Source organism: Rothia sp. HMSC08A08 (genome assembly GCF_001808385.1).
GTDB classification, from domain to species: domain Bacteria; phylum Actinomycetota; class Actinomycetes; order Actinomycetales; family Micrococcaceae; genus Rothia; species Rothia dentocariosa.
In genome coordinates, this window is sequence record NZ_KV793059.1 from 38,443 (window position 1) to 55,553 (window position 17,111).

General features: G+C 56.9%; 15 protein-coding genes. 4 read left to right on the forward strand and 11 right to left on the reverse strand.

Going from position 1 to position 17,111, the window contains the following annotated elements; genetic code table 11:
* Positions 1 to 89: 89 nt before the first annotated feature.
* Both xseA and HMPREF3164_RS02805 read left to right on the forward strand, forming a co-directional pair.
* The gene (xseA, locus tag HMPREF3164_RS02800) at positions 90 to 1,400 is read left to right on the forward strand and encodes an exodeoxyribonuclease VII large subunit (protein ID WP_048754904.1); all 1,311 of its coding nucleotides are present in this window, start codon (positions 90 to 92) and stop codon (positions 1,398 to 1,400) included.
* 22 nt (positions 1,401 to 1,422) lie between these two features.
* On the forward strand, positions 1,423 to 1,704 hold the full coding sequence (locus HMPREF3164_RS02805; RefSeq protein ID WP_004005186.1) for an exodeoxyribonuclease VII small subunit: 282 nt from the start codon (positions 1,423 to 1,425) through the stop codon (positions 1,702 to 1,704).
* A gap of 114 nt (positions 1,705 to 1,818) precedes the next feature.
* Here HMPREF3164_RS02805 and HMPREF3164_RS02810 read toward each other — a convergent pair whose 3' ends face one another.
* From HMPREF3164_RS02810 to galU, 7 genes are all read right to left on the reverse strand, one after another.
* Positions 1,819 to 3,042, reverse strand: coding sequence for a pyridoxal phosphate-dependent aminotransferase (locus tag HMPREF3164_RS02810; RefSeq protein ID WP_048754905.1), 1,224 nt, complete (start codon positions 3,040 to 3,042; stop codon positions 1,819 to 1,821).
* A 7-nt stretch (positions 3,043 to 3,049) separates the two neighbouring features.
* Positions 3,050 to 4,162: a glycine betaine ABC transporter substrate-binding protein gene (locus tag HMPREF3164_RS02815; protein WP_239652910.1), complete on the reverse strand. Its 1,113-nt coding sequence runs from the start codon at positions 4,160 to 4,162 to the stop codon at positions 3,050 to 3,052.
* Positions 4,162 to 4,665 (reverse strand): NUDIX hydrolase, encoded by a 504-nt coding sequence (locus HMPREF3164_RS02820; protein ID WP_172461376.1) that lies wholly within the window; start codon positions 4,663 to 4,665, stop codon positions 4,162 to 4,164. The genes HMPREF3164_RS02815 and HMPREF3164_RS02820 overlap by 1 nt, the downstream gene beginning before the upstream one ends.
* Positions 4,666 to 4,683: 18 nt before the next feature.
* Positions 4,684 to 5,673 (reverse strand): LysR substrate-binding domain-containing protein, encoded by a 990-nt coding sequence (locus HMPREF3164_RS02825; protein WP_070448718.1) that lies wholly within the window; start codon positions 5,671 to 5,673, stop codon positions 4,684 to 4,686.
* A 65-nt stretch (positions 5,674 to 5,738) separates the two neighbouring features.
* Positions 5,739 to 6,209 carry an SNARE-associated domain-containing protein gene (locus tag HMPREF3164_RS02830; protein ID WP_048754907.1) on the reverse strand — a complete coding sequence of 157 codons (471 nt, stop codon included), beginning with the start codon at positions 6,207 to 6,209 and terminating at the stop codon, positions 5,739 to 5,741.
* Positions 6,210 to 6,700: 491 nt separating this feature from the next.
* Complete coding sequence (locus HMPREF3164_RS02835) at positions 6,701 to 8,998, reverse strand: hypothetical protein (protein WP_070448719.1); 2,298 nt, start codon at positions 8,996 to 8,998, stop codon at positions 6,701 to 6,703.
* Between the two features lie 282 nt (positions 8,999 to 9,280).
* Positions 9,281 to 10,186 (reverse strand): UTP--glucose-1-phosphate uridylyltransferase GalU, encoded by a 906-nt coding sequence (gene galU / locus HMPREF3164_RS02840; protein WP_070448741.1) that lies wholly within the window; start codon positions 10,184 to 10,186, stop codon positions 9,281 to 9,283.
* 187 nt (positions 10,187 to 10,373) lie between these two features.
* Between galU and HMPREF3164_RS02845 the strand changes: the two genes are divergently transcribed.
* On the forward strand, positions 10,374 to 11,057 hold the full coding sequence (locus HMPREF3164_RS02845) for a 5-formyltetrahydrofolate cyclo-ligase (protein ID WP_070448720.1): 684 nt from the start codon (positions 10,374 to 10,376) through the stop codon (positions 11,055 to 11,057).
* Positions 11,058 to 11,208: 151 nt separating this feature from the next.
* The gene (locus tag HMPREF3164_RS02850) at positions 11,209 to 11,415 is read left to right on the forward strand and encodes an FmdB family zinc ribbon protein (RefSeq protein ID WP_004005195.1); all 207 of its coding nucleotides are present in this window, start codon (positions 11,209 to 11,211) and stop codon (positions 11,413 to 11,415) included.
* A gap of 36 nt (positions 11,416 to 11,451) precedes the next feature.
* On the opposite strand, the gene HMPREF3164_RS02855 is transcribed toward HMPREF3164_RS02850, so the two are convergent.
* From HMPREF3164_RS02855 to HMPREF3164_RS02870, 4 genes are all read right to left on the reverse strand, one after another.
* Complete coding sequence (locus HMPREF3164_RS02855) at positions 11,452 to 11,727, reverse strand: ATP-binding protein (protein WP_070448721.1); 276 nt, start codon at positions 11,725 to 11,727, stop codon at positions 11,452 to 11,454.
* A 46-nt stretch (positions 11,728 to 11,773) separates the two neighbouring features.
* Positions 11,774 to 15,601 (reverse strand): DEAD/DEAH box helicase, encoded by a 3,828-nt coding sequence (locus HMPREF3164_RS02860; protein WP_070448722.1) that lies wholly within the window; start codon positions 15,599 to 15,601, stop codon positions 11,774 to 11,776.
* A 143-nt stretch (positions 15,602 to 15,744) separates the two neighbouring features.
* Entirely contained in the window at positions 15,745 to 16,200 is a 456-nt protein-coding gene (locus HMPREF3164_RS02865; RefSeq protein ID WP_004005199.1) for a hypothetical protein, read from the reverse strand.
* Between the two features lie 3 nt (positions 16,201 to 16,203).
* Positions 16,204 to 17,103, reverse strand: a complete 900-nt coding sequence (locus HMPREF3164_RS02870; protein ID WP_048754912.1) for a MurR/RpiR family transcriptional regulator — start codon at positions 17,101 to 17,103, stop codon at positions 16,204 to 16,206.
* Between the last annotated feature and the right edge of the window lie 8 nt (positions 17,104 to 17,111).

Below are 17,111 nucleotides of genomic sequence, written 5' to 3' on the forward strand. Positions count from 1 at the left end.
AGTGTGCCCTCAGCGGAAACTGTGACGTGAAGAGTACGCGCATGACCGAAAGATGGGCAAAATCGCGAGCTGTGGGAGAGAATGGGGTTATGACTGATTTTTCGGCAGCGCACCATGAATACCCGCACTCGGCTCCCCCGATTGTGCCGCCTGCGGCTGAGCGGCAGCTTCCTGCAAAGTCACAGGAGACTACACCGCAGAATCCTTGGCCTCTGGCGCTTTTGGCTCAGAATATGAAGAACTATATCGATAAGGTTCCGCAGCTGTGGGTTGAGGCGCAGGTTGCTTCCCTCAACGGGCGCGGCGGGAACGTTTTTATCGAGCTGAAGGATCTGCAGGAAGATTTTTCGTTTACGCTCGCCCTGTTCGGTCAGGCGGGGCGCGGCCTGGGGTCGGATGTGAAGGTTGGCGCGCGGGTGGTGACCTTAGCAAAGCCCAGCCTGTGGAAGAACGGTCGGCTCTCGCTGATTGGACGACGCATCTATGCGGTGGGCACGGGTAACCTGCACGAACAGCTGCAAATACTGCGTGAAAAGCTGGCCGCCGAAGGGTTGTTTGCGGATGCTCGCAAGAAGCCGCTCCCGTTGCTGCCGCATCGTGTGGGACTGATTACCGGGCGTGATTCCGATGCCGAAAAAGACGTGATTCGCAATGCTTCGCTGCGCTGGCCCGGAGTGCAGTTTGAGGTACGGAATGTGAAAGTGCAGGGCGAAGGCTCGGCGAGCGAGGTGATGGCGGCGCTGAGCGAGTTGGATGCGCATCCTGAGGTTGATGTGATTGTGATTGCCCGCGGCGGCGGTTCGTTTGAGGATCTGCTCTCGTTCTCTGATGAGGCTCTGGTACGTGCCGTGGCGGCGGCGCAGACTCCGGTCGTTTCGGCAATTGGGCATGAGGCAGACAGCCCGATTCTGGATGCCGTCGCGGATGTTCGCGCCTCTACCCCCACCGATGCGGGTAAGCGTATTGTGCCCGATGTCGCCGAGGAACTGGCGGTTATTCGGGAGGCGCGAGCGCGTGCCGACCGCGCGGTTTTGGGTTACCTGAACTATCAGGAGCAGTATATTCGGCAGCTGCATGAGCGCCCGGTGCTGACCCAGCCGGAGACGGATTTAGGGTGGCGCAGTGAGGATATTTTTCGGCTGCGGGAGCGAGCCGCCCGTTCGGTAGAGTACCGCGTAGCACGCGAACGGGACGCGATTTCGCATACGATTGCGCGGGTGCGGGCACTCTCGCCGATGGAAACGCTCAAGCGGGGGTACACGATTGTGCAGCGCGCCGATGGTGAACTGGTACGCAATGCCACGACTCTATCGGCTCATGACAAGCTGACGATGCGCGCGGCGGTGGGCGGCGCCGAGGTCAGTGTGGTCAAAACATACGACTCAAATCTTGATTTATAACTCTTTTGTGGAAGGTACATCATTGTCTGAGAATATTAGTTTTCATACGGAAGAGCTGGGTGCTCCCGTCGAGACCCTAAGCTATGAACAGGCGCGCTCCGAGCTTGAGAATGTGGTGCGGCAGCTGGAATCTGGCACCTCAAATTTGGAGTCTTCGATAGCCCTATGGGAACGCGGTGAGGCGTTAGCTTCCCGGTGTGAAGCCTGGCTTGAAGGCGCCCGAGAACGCCTGCACGCGGTGCGTAACACTCAGGATGCAACGGGTGAAGAAGCTGAGTCTGAGGGTTCCGAGTCCGAAGACTAAGGGGTAAAAAAGCTCTTGATGCGTTACCAGACGTGAAAAAATCCGTTTGATAACACATCAAGAGCAGTAGGAGTGGGCGCGAACTAGCGCGGGAAAACCGCCTAGCAAACCCCGCTAATTCTTTTGTTTGTAATCCGCCATGAAGTTACCCAGCCGCTCAAGCGCGCTCTTGAGGGTCTGCACATCCGGCAGGAAAACCAGGCGGAAGTGGTCGGGCTTATGCCAGTTAAAGGCGCTGCCGTGGCTGAAGAGAATTTTCTGATCTTTGAGCAGGTCAAGCATGAACTGTTCGTCGCTCTTGATGTTGAACTTTTCGGTATCAATTTTGGGGAACAGGTAGAGCGCGCCATCGGCCTGTTCACAGGTAATGCCGTCGATTTCGTTGAGCATACGATACGCCAGGGTGCGCTGCTCGTAGAGACGCCCGCCGGGGGCAACGAGTTCGTCAATGGACTGGTAGCCGCCGAGTGCGGTCTGAATTGCATGCTGGGCGGGCACGTTGGAGCACAAGCGCATCGACGCAAGCAGGGTAATGCCCTCGATATAGTTTTTAGCGTCCTCTTTTGGCCCGGTAATGGCGAGCCATCCGGCGCGGTAACCGCAGACGCGGTATGCTTTGGAAAGCCCCGAGAAGGTCATGCAGAGCACATCATCACCGGTGATGGTGGCCATGTTGATAGCCTCGGTGCCTTCGTAGGTGATCTTCTCATAGATTTCGTCGGCAAAGACCACGAGCTCATGTTCGCGCGCCACATCAGCAATCTGCTGCAGAATCTCGCGGGAGTACACGGCACCGGTGGGGTTGTTGGGGTTAATAATCACAATGCCCCTGGTGCGCTCGGTAATCTTCGACTTGATGTCTTCAATATCCGGGTACCAGTTGTTCTCTTCGTCGCACAGGTAATGCACGGGGTTGCCGCCTGCGAGCGTGGTGGAGGCGGTCCACAGCGGGTAGTCGGGCATCGGAACCAGAATTTCATCGCCCGGTTCGCATAGCGCCTGCAAGGTCATAGGAATCAGTTCCGAAACGCCGTTGCCCAGATATATGTCATTGGTATCAAGGTCGAGAATCCCGCGATTCTGGTAGTACTGCACAATGGCGGTGCGCGCAGAGTACAGCCCGTGAGAGTCGGAATAACCCTGTGTGACGGGCAGGTGGCGGATGATATCCATCATGATCGCATCCGGCGCTTCAAATCCGAAGGGAGCGGGGTTACCAATATTGAGTTTGAGGATGCGGTGGCCAAGCGCTTCCATGCGGTTGGCTTCTTCGAGAATAGGTCCGCGAATATCGTAGAGGACGTTGTTCAGCTTTGAGGACTGACGGTACTTCGTCATAGTTACATTACTTCCTTGGATGCTCTAATAAGAATTTCGCGGCCTCGTCGTCAGCGATGGGGTTAGTACCGCTCGTAAGACGAAGCAAGAACGATAGGTTTCCCGTATCTAATGTAGATGATACGCGGTTTATAGCTTCGCGTGCACTATCTGGCAGGTTACGACGTGCAATCGGAAGAAGTTGTTGGTTCAGCTGCGTAGTCTGTGGGTCTTCGAGAGTTGTGAAGCGGTTATCCTCAATCGCCGGGTCTGCGCTGTGCAAAAGAACCACCTGCGCGGTGTCTTTGCTGAGCATACTCACCCGTTCTGCCGAATTTTCGTTGAGAATAGGGTTTTCGACCGTGTATTTGTAGACGGTTTTGAGGCTTGCAACGCCGTAGTTGCTGCTGGTGTATCCGCTGGTGAGAGCAAAACTTAGGGTAGCTTTTACATCCGCAAGATTGGCGAGGCTGCGAAGTTTATGCTGCACTTCATTTTGGCGAGTGGTCACGAGAACATCGCGGTTTTGGGCATTAGCAACGTCTAGAAGTTCCAGGTGTTCAGGGAGCACACGGTTAATAGCGGCAACGGTATCGGTAATATTCAGTGCGCGCGCGTTAATGGCTCCGCTGGGGCTTGCGGTTGCGCCTTCGGAGGCAGACGCATCATGCGAAGGTGTGTTGGTGGGGGTGGGCGGTAGTGTGACCCCGGCGCTCGCCGCGGATGCGCTGGCACTGGCGGCCTGGCGTTCCGCCTGAATTTGTGCGGGGCTAAGTTTGCCGTCGTTCGTAAGATGCAGAAGCAAATCGCCGCTGTAATCGATGACAAGGTCCAGCGTGTCTGGTTCGGGGGTGTTCGCTTCGGTCTGTTTGAGCGCATCCAGAAATTTGCTGCGGCTGTCTTCGTTGGTGACAACCTCAACGTTATATCCCACGTTGCGAAGCGCCTGAGCGTACAGGTATGCGACCGCCCGCATCTCGCGCAGGGCACCGATGCCCACGCGCAGGGTTCCGTAGCTTGATGCTGAAGGATCAACTTTCGGTTTATCGTCCTCTGACGAGCAGGCGGCAAGAAGCGGAGCTAGGGCTAAGGCGCTTATCATGGTGCGGCGGGTAGGGGCGGGGCGGTTTGGGTAATGCACTAGATTTTCCTCGCGTTCTCATCGGCAAGAAATTCTTGGTATTCACGCGACCAAGCGGCGGCATTTTGAAAGCCCATCATGGATGCGACCTCGTCGATGAGGGTGCCGTAGCGCAGGGTATCGAGTTCGGCGATAGGCACCCAGCAGGCGCTGTCGGAAGAACCGTTCTCTTCGGCGCGCAGCTCGCCGGTGACCACGTGGGCGCGGTAGACGATGCGCAGGGCGCAGAACGGCAGCGTGCTGTCGGAGAGCCCGTTACGTGCGGGAAAATGCCCGGCGTGCACTCCCAAAATATCTTCGATGGCAACGCTGTACCCGGTTTCTTCGAGGGTTTCTCGCAGGGCGGTTTCATCGGCCTGCTCGCCCGGTTCCATGCCTCCGCCGGGCAGCGACCAGAGCGGACTTTGGGCGCGGTCCTCGGGCACCCAGCGGGTCATGAGCAGTTTGCCCTGCTCGATAATGACCGCGTAGGCTGCGGGACGGGTTTCCATTACCAATGCCATGATGTTAAGTTTACCGCTTTAGCGTTTCTTTCCGGCACGCCGCGCACGGGCGGCTTGAGCGTTGTGACGGGCATATTCTCGGAGATTTCCGCTCTTTTTGGCGTTCGATTTCTTCCGATCACGAGCCTCACGGCGGGCATTGGCGGCACGGTTTTTCGCTTTCGTCTTTGCTTTCTCATCAGCAATGCGCTTAGCGCGGCTCTGTTTCGTCTCACTTCCTCGCTCACTGGATGCGGTTCGCCCGCGCACAATACCGATAAAGTCCTGGATCAGGGTTTCTTCTCTTTCGGGGCGCGGATGCGCCACCGGTGCCCGCCTCCAGGTGAGGGTCACCGGGCAGGGTTCAAGGCCGCACATCGGGCGATAGGTGAGGTCTTTACGATGGTAGAATCGCGCAACGGACATGGGGGCAATGTACAGGCCAATTCCTGCGGCAACGAGCTCAAGAGCCTCACGATCGCCGGTAAATTCGGGCAGGAACCTTGGGTTTTCGGTCCGCCATGTGCTGGAGGCTTCAGCCCAGGCGGGGTAATCGTCGGGGTCGTGAAGCAGAAATTCTTCGTCGAGGTCTTCAAAGCTCACCTCATCAAGCACTGTGAGCACGTGGTCGCTGGGCATGATCAGCACGTGTACTTCCTCGTACAGTCTGATGCTGTGGTACTCGTCTGTGTCTCTGCTGCGCGGTTCGTGGTTGGGGCGCACAATCGCCATGTGTGCAAGCGGTTCTGCACTTTGGGAGGTGGAAAGCTCTGTGGTAAGGGCCTGAATTCCCAGGCCCTCCCCCACCGGAATTTCAGCTAGGGGCGCGCGGTCGCCGTAGCGCTCATGCCAGCGGGTGAACCATTTTCCGGGCATAATTCCCGGCACATAGGCAATGCGCAGCTCAGAGCGTTCAAGCACCTGGGCGGGTAGGGCCTGCGGAGTGTAGAGAAGATTTGCGATATGGTGCGGAAGCTCGTCGGTTCTTGCTTCTTCCTCTGCCCGTGCGGTGGTGCTGTTTTCACTCATGCCACCACGCTAGCACAGCTGGCGGGTACGCGGGGTGTATCCGTGGAATATACAGTAAAAACGGGCTAAGACTGCCGCTTATCAGCAATATAGGTGCGAATCTTTGAGGCTGTCACGCTGATCAGAATAAGCAAGACAAAGATGAGCGGCACCATCCACGGCTCAAATCCGAAGGCGGCAAGGAGAGCAAACCCGATAGTGACGTAGATAATCGCCCACATCAGGGTGCCCAGAAGCATACCGGGCAGCCAGCGGCGCATCGGCATTTTTGTGAACCCTGTGGTAATGATGACGGCGGTCTGTAGCCCGACCGTCAGAAAACAGAGCGGCACGGCGTAGGCTCCCCACCGGTTGATCATGGCGGTGGCTCGTGTGTAGAGCGGGGTCTGCATGGCGTTACGGATGCGCTCTAGGCGCGCGCTTCCCGTGGCGGCAAGGTATCCCAGGGCGTAGACGATGCTGGTGCGCAAAATACCGATGCCCCACATGATGACGACGGCAAGTTCGAGAGGCAGAGCCGCAAACCATTCTTTCACCCCCTCATTCTCTCATGTTTTGGGTACGGTACTCATCAGCTGAGGGTGTACATATGTTGCTCTGAGGTTCTGCGTAGTGCACATGATCCCGCAATCAAAAAAAATTTTAAATTTTTTTCTGCACCTTATTATTGGAGCCTATCCCCGTAAACACAGGGTTTTCGGTTAGGTAACCCTAAATATACTGACAGAATGTCGCTATTTTTCCGGGATTTACAGTTGGCAGACACCTCAAAATTAGGTTATATTTTTATTACCAAATAGGATACGCCTTGTGGGAAGGCCTCCTAGATACGGTTTTGAAGACTTTTCTTCCTGTGTGTGATGCGAAGGAGGAGGTTCCAGATGGAACCTCCTCCTTTCCCTATACGCGCATCCTTACTGAATTACTCGCTTCATTCTTTTCCCAAGGCACGTAAAAAGGCTCCCCAGATGTATGGGGAGCCTTTTTACTCTGGTGCAGAAATTTAATCTAGAGATCCAGCGAACCGTTACTTCTGCTCTCCGTTCTTTGGGCTGCTATCGCTTCCATTGGGCTTCTTCTGATGCAAAGAGCTCAGCGGCTTCGGAAGCTGCGTGGGGGTCCATGTTTTCTGTGATACCCCGGTGAAAGATGCTCCCGTCCCCGGCATGTTCCCCCGCTTATAGGACGCGGATGCGTTCGAGGAGGAGCCCGAGCGCTCGCTGGGTTCGTCCACGACCGGAATAATATCGAGAGGCTCGAACTCAGAATCGTCGAGATCAAGCGGAACCGGAACATCGAATTGGCTCGTATTCGTAAACCCAGACCCGCCTCCTACCGGAACAGAACCGGTCGCCGGTCCCTGCTGGAAGCGTGAACTCTGCGCACCTGAGCCTGTGGTGGTTCCCATCGGACGCTGCGAGCGCGGAGGTTCCTGGTTCATGGGGCGGATGGCTCCCTGCGGGGTGAACCCTGCAGGAGGAAGATTCTTCTCCTCTGCTACAGAGCGCGAAGGCGCAAATCCAGGCCCGGAATTCTGAGCGCTCGTATGCTGAGCCGTGGAGGTCTGGTGCTTCTGGTTTTGTGGTGCAAAGTTGCGCTGACCGTATCCCTGCTGCTCGCCGAGACTCTGCTGTCCTAAGCCTGTCTGAGCCGCCTGCCGGTTCTGGCCTGCGTTTTGGTTTTGCTGCATACCCTGATGCTGCCCCACACCTTGGCCCTGGTGCGTACCGTAGCCCTGAGCTGGCGCAGCATACGGATTTTGCGCGGTATTCTGCGGCTGTGTGAAGTATGGATTATGCACGGCACCACGATACGGCGCGGAATGTGCAGAGTTGTCCGCACGATCCTGCATGCCGGGGCCGAACGCCGCATCCTGAGCAGAAGTATTGCTCATACCGGAGGGCGCGGAATGACCCTGAGTCTGGTTTGTATTCGCGGGAGCTGATCCTAAGAATCCGTTCCTAGGCACAGCACCTTCGCGTTGCGGAGCATCCGCAGTATTTCCGGGTGCGGGAGTCACCGGGATTTGCCCGGTTGGAGTGGTCTGAACTTCCTGATCGAAAAGTTCACTCGTGCGTTCCAGCGGGCGCAGATGCGTTCCCGGAATGCGTGCCGGGCGGCGCGGGGTCTGACCCTGAACAGATGAAGACCCGACAAAACGGGTTTCGTGCCGCTGCGCCTCGGGCTGGGGTGCGGGCGCGCGGTGCAGGTTCTTCGGCTGCGCAAAAACATCCTGTGCGGGAGCCTCCTCTGCCGATACTGAAAACGCGTGCGCGGAAGGAGCTTGCTCGTATGAAGCTTCGTGGACTGCACCCTGGTCATCGTCGTACAGGACGGGTTCGGGAGCCTGCTGCGGAGGGTACTTAGGGTGCAACTGCGCCGGAAGCCTGCGGGCGTGCGAAGTACCGGAAAAGTGCTGCTGCGCATCCTCAGCTGAGTACAATTCAGCGTATTCGACGTATTCCTCATGCACCGACTCTTCACTCAGCTCGTGAGGCTCTGCTGCGAATTCATCGGCACCGATCTGTGGCGCATGGTCTGCGGAAACACCCTGTTCTGAAGACTCTTCCTCCAGCGTAGATTTGCGGGATGCACGCCCCGAGTTCCAGCGCAGCGAACCCCACCTGCTGGCCTTGGAAGAACGACTCGGTGAGGTTTCTTCAGGTTCCTCGGCGTCTAGCTCGTGTGCCTCATCCTGGGCGAATTCCTCTTCGGCAGCCTCACCCTCGATGGGCAGCGCATTATGCCCGGAGGTTTCGGGATACACCGCACCAGGTTCTTCGTGCCCATCCTTGGGCTGCCCCAGGTAGTAGAGGGCACCGCCGATCCCCGCGAGCGCCACGAAGGAAACCGCGGGAGCGCTCCACGGCAGCCACCCCATGAGGGAGAGAATCAGCGAGAAAATCAGAATAAGTGCCACCAGCGCGCCGATACCGAGCAGGGTCAGGCGCAGGGTTCCTAGGCGATGCAGGCGTTCCGGCAACCAAGGTTTCTGTTCTAAAACGGGCACAGGGCTGGTAAAAGGTTCGACCGGCGAGGCTTCGCGCAGATCGGAGAGCGCGGCGCTCGTCTCTTCTTCGCTGAGCGGGGGTACGTTTCCGCTCGCGGCGTTAGATTTCTTGGGGTCAGAACCGGGCACTGCGGACTCCTCAGAAAAAAGAATGGAATGCGAAGTCAGAACATCATCAGTCATGGAATGCGGGTTTACAACCGTCTGTTCGGGGGTGTCTGCGGCGGATGCACGACGCATATTCCGCGGTATAAACCACAACAGCATGACGACCGCTAAAACTACGAGAACACCCGACGTGCTCAAAATCGTCATGTGTATCTATCCCTTCAAGCTAACATTTATAAAACCTAGGACTTTTCATCTTACCTAGTACAGGACAGTGTTCGCATTCATCTACGTATACCGTGCGAAAATATACCAAAGAAACCTGGATTATTCAGGGCTCTTCTAGAAAATATGCGCTCAGCACATTTCCCGTGCATGTATAAATACTATCGAACACAGTCGAACATTACGTAAATGAATCAGGGGCGACAGCAGGTCATAAAACCGAACTATCGCCCCTGATAGGACTAGAGATTATGCAAAGAGTGATTAGCAGTTCTTATCAGCAAATTCTTTCAGCCATTCACGAAGTTCAGGGCCGAGATCTTCGCGTTCGGAAGCAAGAATAACGTTTGCCTTCAGATACGAGAGCTTATCCCCCGTATCGAAGCGGCGCCCCTTGAAGACCACACCGTATACGCCCTCACCTTCGCCGGTGCCGACTGCCAAAGTCTGCAGTGCATCGGTCAGCTGAATTTCGTTGCCGCGGCCCGGAGCCGTGTTTTCCAGCACCTCGAATACCTTCGAGCTGAGCACGTAGCGACCAATCACCGCATAGTTGGAGGGTGCTTCCTCGGGGGCGGGTTTCTCAACAAGACCGGTGACCTTCACGTAGCCATCCTGGCCTTCAACCGCCTCGATAGCGGCAGCACCGTAGGCTGAGATAGACTCGCGGGGAACCTCCATAAGAGCGATCACGGAACCGCCGGTAGCCTGCTGAACCTCGACCATCTGCGAGAGCAAATCCTCTTTTTCGTCGATCAGGTCATCGCCCAGCAGAACCGCGAAGGGTTCTTCCCCTACATGTACCTTGCCGCGCAAAACTGCATGGCCCAGACCTTTAGGGTCGCCCTGGCGCACATAGTGCAGTTCACCCAACTCATTCGTTGCTTCAACAGCTTTCAGAAGGGCGTCTTTACCCTGCTCGGCCAGCTGACTTTCTAGGACCGGAACACGGTCAAAATGGTCTTCAAGCGCACGCTTGTTACGGCCGGTAATCATAAGAACATCGTTCAGGCCGGCGCGGATTGCCTCTTCTACCACGTACTGAATTGCGGGGCGATCAACGACCGGAAGCATTTCCTTAGGAGTCGCCTTCGTTGCGGGCAAGAACCTGGTCCCCAGACCAGCCGCCGGAATAACAGCCTTAGTGACAGACTTAGATACTTTAGTCATACCAATAAGCATAACTCATGCACCCTCTTTCACAGCCTGTAATACTACAATTTGACACGTACCTTCGTGCAAGAATTTAAAAATACCCGGCTGCACCTTTGCAGGTTAGGCACCATAAGACCCCGCCGAGCATCGCACTCGCCGCACAACATTATCGCAATGGTGAAAACACTCACCCAGGAGAACCATGAAACCCGAGCCCAGCACCTTATCCACCCCGCATGAGAGCAACGATGCACCCCACAGCAAAACTTCCGAAGATATCGCCCTCGACAAGCAGATACTGCGCTCCCAAATTCGCCCGCAGCGCCTGATCGCCAAAAACGCCCGCACAGCGGCGGAACACGAGCAGATGGCGCAGCAGTACCGCGACCATATTCTTTCACTGATCCCCAAGGATGCGCAGGCGCAAACTATCGCGGCGTACCTGCCCACCGCCTCCGAACCGCCTATCACCGCAGCGCTTCACGACCTGCACGCGCGCGGGCACCGCATCCTGGTGCCCGTAGTACGCCCGGCACGCACCCTCGCCTGGGTTGTCTGGGATCCGCAGGTGGAGCATCCGCTCAATGGCTTGGGCATTGCCGAGCCCGAAGGCGAAGAGTATGACACCCAGGCTTTTGTTGCCGCCGACCTGCGGCTAGTTCCGGCGCTCGCCTATGCACGCAACGGCCGCCGTCTAGGGCAGGGCGGAGGCTACTATGACCGCATCATCCCTACCCTTTCGGCAGATAAACTGCGTGAGAGCACCGTAGGCGTGGTGTTTTCCCACGAAGTGCTCGAAAGCATTCCCTACGATGAATGGGATGCCGTGCTCCCCCGCGTGCTGACCGAGAACGGCATAGAGCCCCTCGGCGATTCCGCGCTCTAGACCGAGAACTTAAGAACATTCTGCCTGCGCTAAGCCCCGCGCGGCACGCCACCCAAGTCGAAACCGGGTGAGGTTCGCGGTACACTCTATACGCAACACACGGCAGCCGCCGCGCTCGCGGCTGCCCTAGGATCTGTCATTCAGGAGAACCATGCCGGTCTACGTTTACCAGTGCAAAAACTGTGGGCACGCTTTCGAGAAACGCCAGTCGTTCAGCGAGGACGCCCTGCGCACCTGCCCGCAATGCGGTGAAGACACACTTCGCAAACGCTTCAACACCGTGGGCGTCGTCTTCAAAGGATCCGGGTTCTACAGCACCGATAAAGGTTCCAGCTCAAGCTCATCTCAAGCAGAGTAGTCACACGAAGAATCGTTCCCTCCCTGTACTGCGGCACTAGCCCCAGTGCGGGGGTTTTTGTTCGCGCATCCACTCTAGACGGGCACGTTCTTCGGGGGTTAAATGTTCCTGCGCCGAGCCGCGGGTATGCCGCAGGTTTCCTCGATTCGCGGCTGACTTCCCGGAGGTCTCTTTGCGTGCAGGCGTTGGCGTATTCGCATGAAGCGGTGCGTTCACGCCCGCGATGCGCGGCTCGTCCCCTGCTAATGTGCCTCCCCCGCTGGCACGACGATGGCCTCTGCGCGGTTTCGGTGTTGGAGAATACTCACCCATAGGTTCGTCCTTTCAGCTCTGCGCTGCCGGGAGGGTGCAGAAGCGCCTAGTCTGCATATATACCCAAATACCGTAGGATACGCGCCACCACTGCCTCGGGATCGGCGAAAACCTCCAAGGTGTTAAGGGTTACGTAGTTCCAGCCCGTGCGGCTCAACCTTTCAGGAACCAGGCGAGTATGCTCACGCACGCTCTCGGTCGTGTAATCAAACAGCACATCCGACCCCACCATGAGCGGCATCCGCTGTGCGCTCTCCTGTTCAGATTTGGTATGAATGAGCTGTTGCGGTGCCAGCGCGATAAAGGCGATCTCGTCTTCGCCGGGACGTACCCGAACGCCGCGTTCGCGCAGGCGTGCTACCGCATCGTTAAGCAGCCAGTCCTGAGTTACCGGATCGGTTGGCTCGTCCTCAGTCTCTAACCAGGCGTTAGAGGCGAGAACGTCCTCACGCGGAGTCTGCGCCGCAATCTGCTGCTGGTTCTCCTCATATGCGAGCATCAACCGGTACAGATCCAGCGCACCCTCGTGAAGTTTCTGCGCGTTCATATCGGCTGGGCTCACGCAGCTGACAATATGCGTGGCGCGCCGTGCGCGAGTGAGCCCCACTACGAAGCCTTCACGACCGTGCGGGCCCGACAGCAGCCCCAGATTATGGGAGCTCTGCCCCAGCCGGGCACGCCCCACACCCAGCGAGAAAATAACGGTATCGCGTTCCAGCGACCCCGCGCGGTTCACATCCACCACCCGGAAAGACTCGGTACCGGGCTTGAAAAACTCAGCAAGCTGCGGGTACGTATTCAAGGCTTGGCGCACCGCCCCGGCAATCCGCTGGGCATGCTTCGGGCTCGCCGTCACCACCGCCAAAGAACGTTCGGGGCGGCGGTAGGCGTGCTCAAGCACCAAACGGGTTACACGGTCCACTTCAACGCTCGGGGATTCCAGGTTCGCGTTATCGCTCACCTTCCCGCGCGTATCAATATACTCAATACTCAGCGTGTTCACGGGCTTGTGGGATGCCGGGCTCACCGGAATTTCGCGCAGGTGAGACCCATAGAATTCCCGATTCAGGTAGTCGAAAAGCACGCAGTCAAAGGGACGGTGCACGAGCGAGAGCGTGCGGTTTGGAAGCAGACGTGAAAGCGCCCCAAAAGTGCTCTCCAACCGGTGAGAATCCGATGCTGGTGCACCCGAAGTTGGCGCCGAAACAATAAACGGCGCGGGGAACCCGGCATGAGGGTCGCCCACAGCAATTACCTGATCCGCGCGCGTAATCGCCGGAAGATTGGCCGCCAGCGGGGTGGACTCAGCATCCAGCAGGATAACCGTATCAAAACGCATCGACATAGGAACCCGGCGCGCCAGAGAAAACGGACTGGCAGTCCACAGCGGCAGCAAAGTAAGCGCCATAACCGGGGCATTCACCAGAAGCGACTCGAGATCAAACTCACGGCCGCGCAGCTGACTCTTCAGATACGAAGCCTGCTCGGGGAATTCTTCGATACGTTCCGTCCACAACCGTGCCGTATGCGCCAGCAAACGCGCCTGGGCGCTCGACATATGGGCGTAGTCCGCGCGGCGGAACCGAGCCTCAATATCGCGCAGCTCGTCGCCGTCAAGAATTTTTTCGGCGTGCTGTTCCAGAAGCTCTTCAAGCGCGGACTGCCACCACGCAAGTTCGAGTTCCGATGTCACCTCGGATGCGTTTGCCTCACGCTCACCCAGCTCGTCCAGAAAATCGCTCAATCCCGCATTCGTGAGCCGCCCTAAGAGTACGTCACGTTCGGGCAGGCTCATGAGCACTTCGCGGTCGGTGAGCAGAGCATCCAGGCGGGCTTCGAGCTGGTCAAGATCCGTATGCACAAAGTCAACGCCTTCGGCGGTATCGGGGAGTATGATCTCAAGCCCCGAAAGCTCCGAGCCCAGTGAGTGCAGGGCGTTCGCCAAAGCATCCAGGTTCTCGGGAATCTTCGGGGTGCTGGGCGAATCAAGAAGCCGAATCCACTCGGCGCGCTCGGTCTGCACAACTTTGAGGTGTTCGTGCAGATCGCCAATATGCACTCCCGGCAAAATATACTCTTTTGCCGCTCGACGCAGGCGCGAACGCTGCATACTGCTCATGTCGATACGGTTTTCCCGTCGCCATGAGCCGGATGCGGTGGCCGCAATCAGGTCGGTCACCGGGCGGTCGTACACCTCTGCCCGGAAGCGCTTGAGAGTTTCCCGAATGCGAATCAGAATAGCAAGCTGCGCATCCCAATCGGCTATAGTACGCGCCCGGCGCAGATGCAGATCCGCGTTCATGGCGTTCATCGCCTCGCGCAGGGAAAGAAGCGAGGAACGCAGGGTAATGACGAGGGCGTAGGCGTCCGCCGCCTCGTCTTCGTTAAGCAGGCGGGCACGATGCCAGGGCGAGGTGCGAGTCGCGCGTGTGAACCCGTTCAGCTCCGCAAAACGCACAATATCGGCGGTAATGGCTTCGCGGTCTTGCAGAGTATCAAGCAGCTGACGGCTAAAACGCACCTGGGTCTGCGGCGCGCTTTCCTCAGAGGCGAGTTCGGCTACTCGCTGCAAGGCTTCACTGATAGAAATATGCCACAGCGGGTCGCGCGCCGTCAGTGCGTGAGTGTGATCTGTGAGCGCCGTGCGGGTTTCGATCAGCTCACGATTAAGATTTGTGGAATTAGGCTCTGCGGTATTCTCGTTACGCACGATAGCGCGAATAAACTCGGTTCGCTGATCTTCGGCAGTGTGTTCTGCCAGCAGATCGTAGCGCAGATCGTTAAGCCCGGTGCGTCCCAGAAGCTCGCTGAAGGATGCGAGGGTCGAACGTTTTTCTCCCACGACCAGAACCGACTTTCCGCGCCCTATCAGGGTTGAGGCGATATTTACGGCGGTGCGTAACGGTTCTGTTCCGGGTGCGGCTGTCACAGTCATCGAAAATCCGCTGGCGGCGGTATCAATAATATTCTGCGCCACGGGGTCTGCGTCGAACAGCAGCGTTTCTTGGGCGGGATCGCGCTGGTTGAGGGGCTGCTGCAGGTTGTGCGCGTTCATCTCGCGCGGCTGCGCACCGGGAACTTTGAGCGCCGCAAGATCGCGCACGAGCGGGGTATGCGCGGTGTGCGGTAGCTCCCCCATGCTTTCCTTCAGGTCCGCAAAGGTTGAGATAAAATACTTTGATTCTATGGTCATCCCTGGAATACGCCCGGCGGAGGCACGCATCCGCTCGATCACGGGTTCAGGGTCCAGGCGTGACATTGAGTTGGCGAGCTGCGCAACATCCATAGTGCCCAGGTCGATCTCATATTCCTGTTTGATTTGGCGCACCATAGCGGGGTTCAGGCGTGCAGAACCAGCTAGCTGCAGCTCAAAATCATCGCTCCTCGGATGCGGCGTCAGGTTCAGCGGTGCCATCAAAATTGGTGCGATAAACCGTTTTTCAGAGGCTTTGGCATCGTCGCGCATCGCATGCGATAACCATGATGCGGTGCCCGCCACAAAATACCCGGCATCGAGCCCGTGTCCGGTCGAGAGCTCATAAATTTTGGTGCGCAGGGTACGCGCGGCACGCATCTCATGTCCCAGCAGAGACTTATCGCGAATCAGGGTGGAAAGACGTGTTTTGCGTCCGGCTAACAGCTGCGCAAGCCCGGAAGGGTTAGCGTCACTGAGGTTGATGTGTACGTAATCGACCTGGTTGAAGTCGAGCATCGCATCCGGCCCGGTATACACGTCCATCTGCTGCGCCCAGCGTTCAAGACCCGCCGAGGGGTCGAAGGCGGGAGAGCTGGGATCCAGGTATTCCGGCTGGAATTCGGCGCTGCGGGGTTCCTTAGCAGCGGTGTTCTCCAGTGTATCCGGGGTTTCGTTCACAGTGTGCTCGTCCTTGGATGATTCGTGGTGAGTGTGGGGATAATCTTACATAACATCATACGGTGGCTCTAGCTAATTCCCGTGTATCCGGTGTGCTTTTCCACGGATCAGGCCGGGGAACGGGCGTTCCTCACGTACCGTTATCATGCCGACCAGAGGCGTATATTTGCGAAAAGTACGAGAAGGGTTACCAGCCCGAGGAAAATCATTGAGGCGATAAAAACCCATCGATAATTGGGGGCGAAGGGTTCCTCAGGAGCCTCGCGCAGTGCCCACCAAAGGAAGAACGCAAGCAGGGCACCGGGCAGGTTCCCTGCAAACACCAGCATCACCAGGGTATAGAAGGCAATCATGCGTTCGGTGTGTTCATTCTCGCTCGCAGCAAATTTGAGTAGTCCCGCGAATAGAATCGACAGGCACCCGTTCAAAAATGCTACAGCATAAAACGGAATATTGATCGCAGCTTTGAAATCCAAGCCGGAGTTGGCGGCGCCCAACAGAATCCACGCAAAGAGCGCCAGGGGCATGATGATGAGATACCAGAAAAGGTATCGACGCATTTTCTGCGGATTATTGATAAGTTCGAGGATTGCGATCACGGGCTAGGTCTCCGATGGGTCTGTGTGCTGCCGATCGATAGCTGCTGCACCAGCTTGGGCACGTATATCGGCGACGTCGAGTGCCCCGGTTTCGGCGCTAAATTCAGAACTTTCAAGAACCTGCGCTGTTTTGGTGGAGTTGCCGCGCTGTTGGGTTTCAACATGGTCGATATACCGGCGCACAATATAGTCCAAAAGCACTGAGAGCGCCACGAACGAGTGGTAAGGCTTGCGCTGGGTACTCAACTGGGTGGGGGTGGTTTGGTAGTGCAGTGAGTACTCGGCGTAGGAGGACATAAAGTTCACGCCAATAGCGGTAATTGCGATCATGGGGATTTTCCGCAGTGCCAGCATTTTGACGTGTTCGCGCATATTTTCAGTCTGTCCTGAGAAGGAGACAAGAATCACGACATCGTCCTGATTCATAGCGCTCATGGTGCTTTCAAATTCATTGCGTGCAGGAATCACATGGCAGAATTTGCCGCAGACCTGCATAGACTTAGCAAATTCTTGTACCGCGTTTCGTTGCGCGTACCCAGTTCCGAAACAGTAGATTGTGCGCGCCGTATGAAGTTTCCTCAAAAGCCCGGAAAGCTCCATATGTTCCAGGTAATCGTAGGTGCGCAAAATATCTTCGCGGCCGCTTTCGATAAAACGCGGGTTATAGGGTTCCGACTTCGTCAGGGAAGATTTGATGAAGTATTTCAGCTCGGCAAAACCCGAAAAATTGAGCTTCTTGGTGAGCCTAATAATGGAGCTGGTTGAAGTATAGGTCTTGTGCGCGAGGGAGTTGATAGTCGCCTCCGCAACAAATTCTTCGTTTTCAAGCATGAACGCCAAAATATCGCGTTCGGTATCGCTGAACCTGTGTTGGTTCGCGTTCACCACATCTTGTAAATCCACTCAAAAGC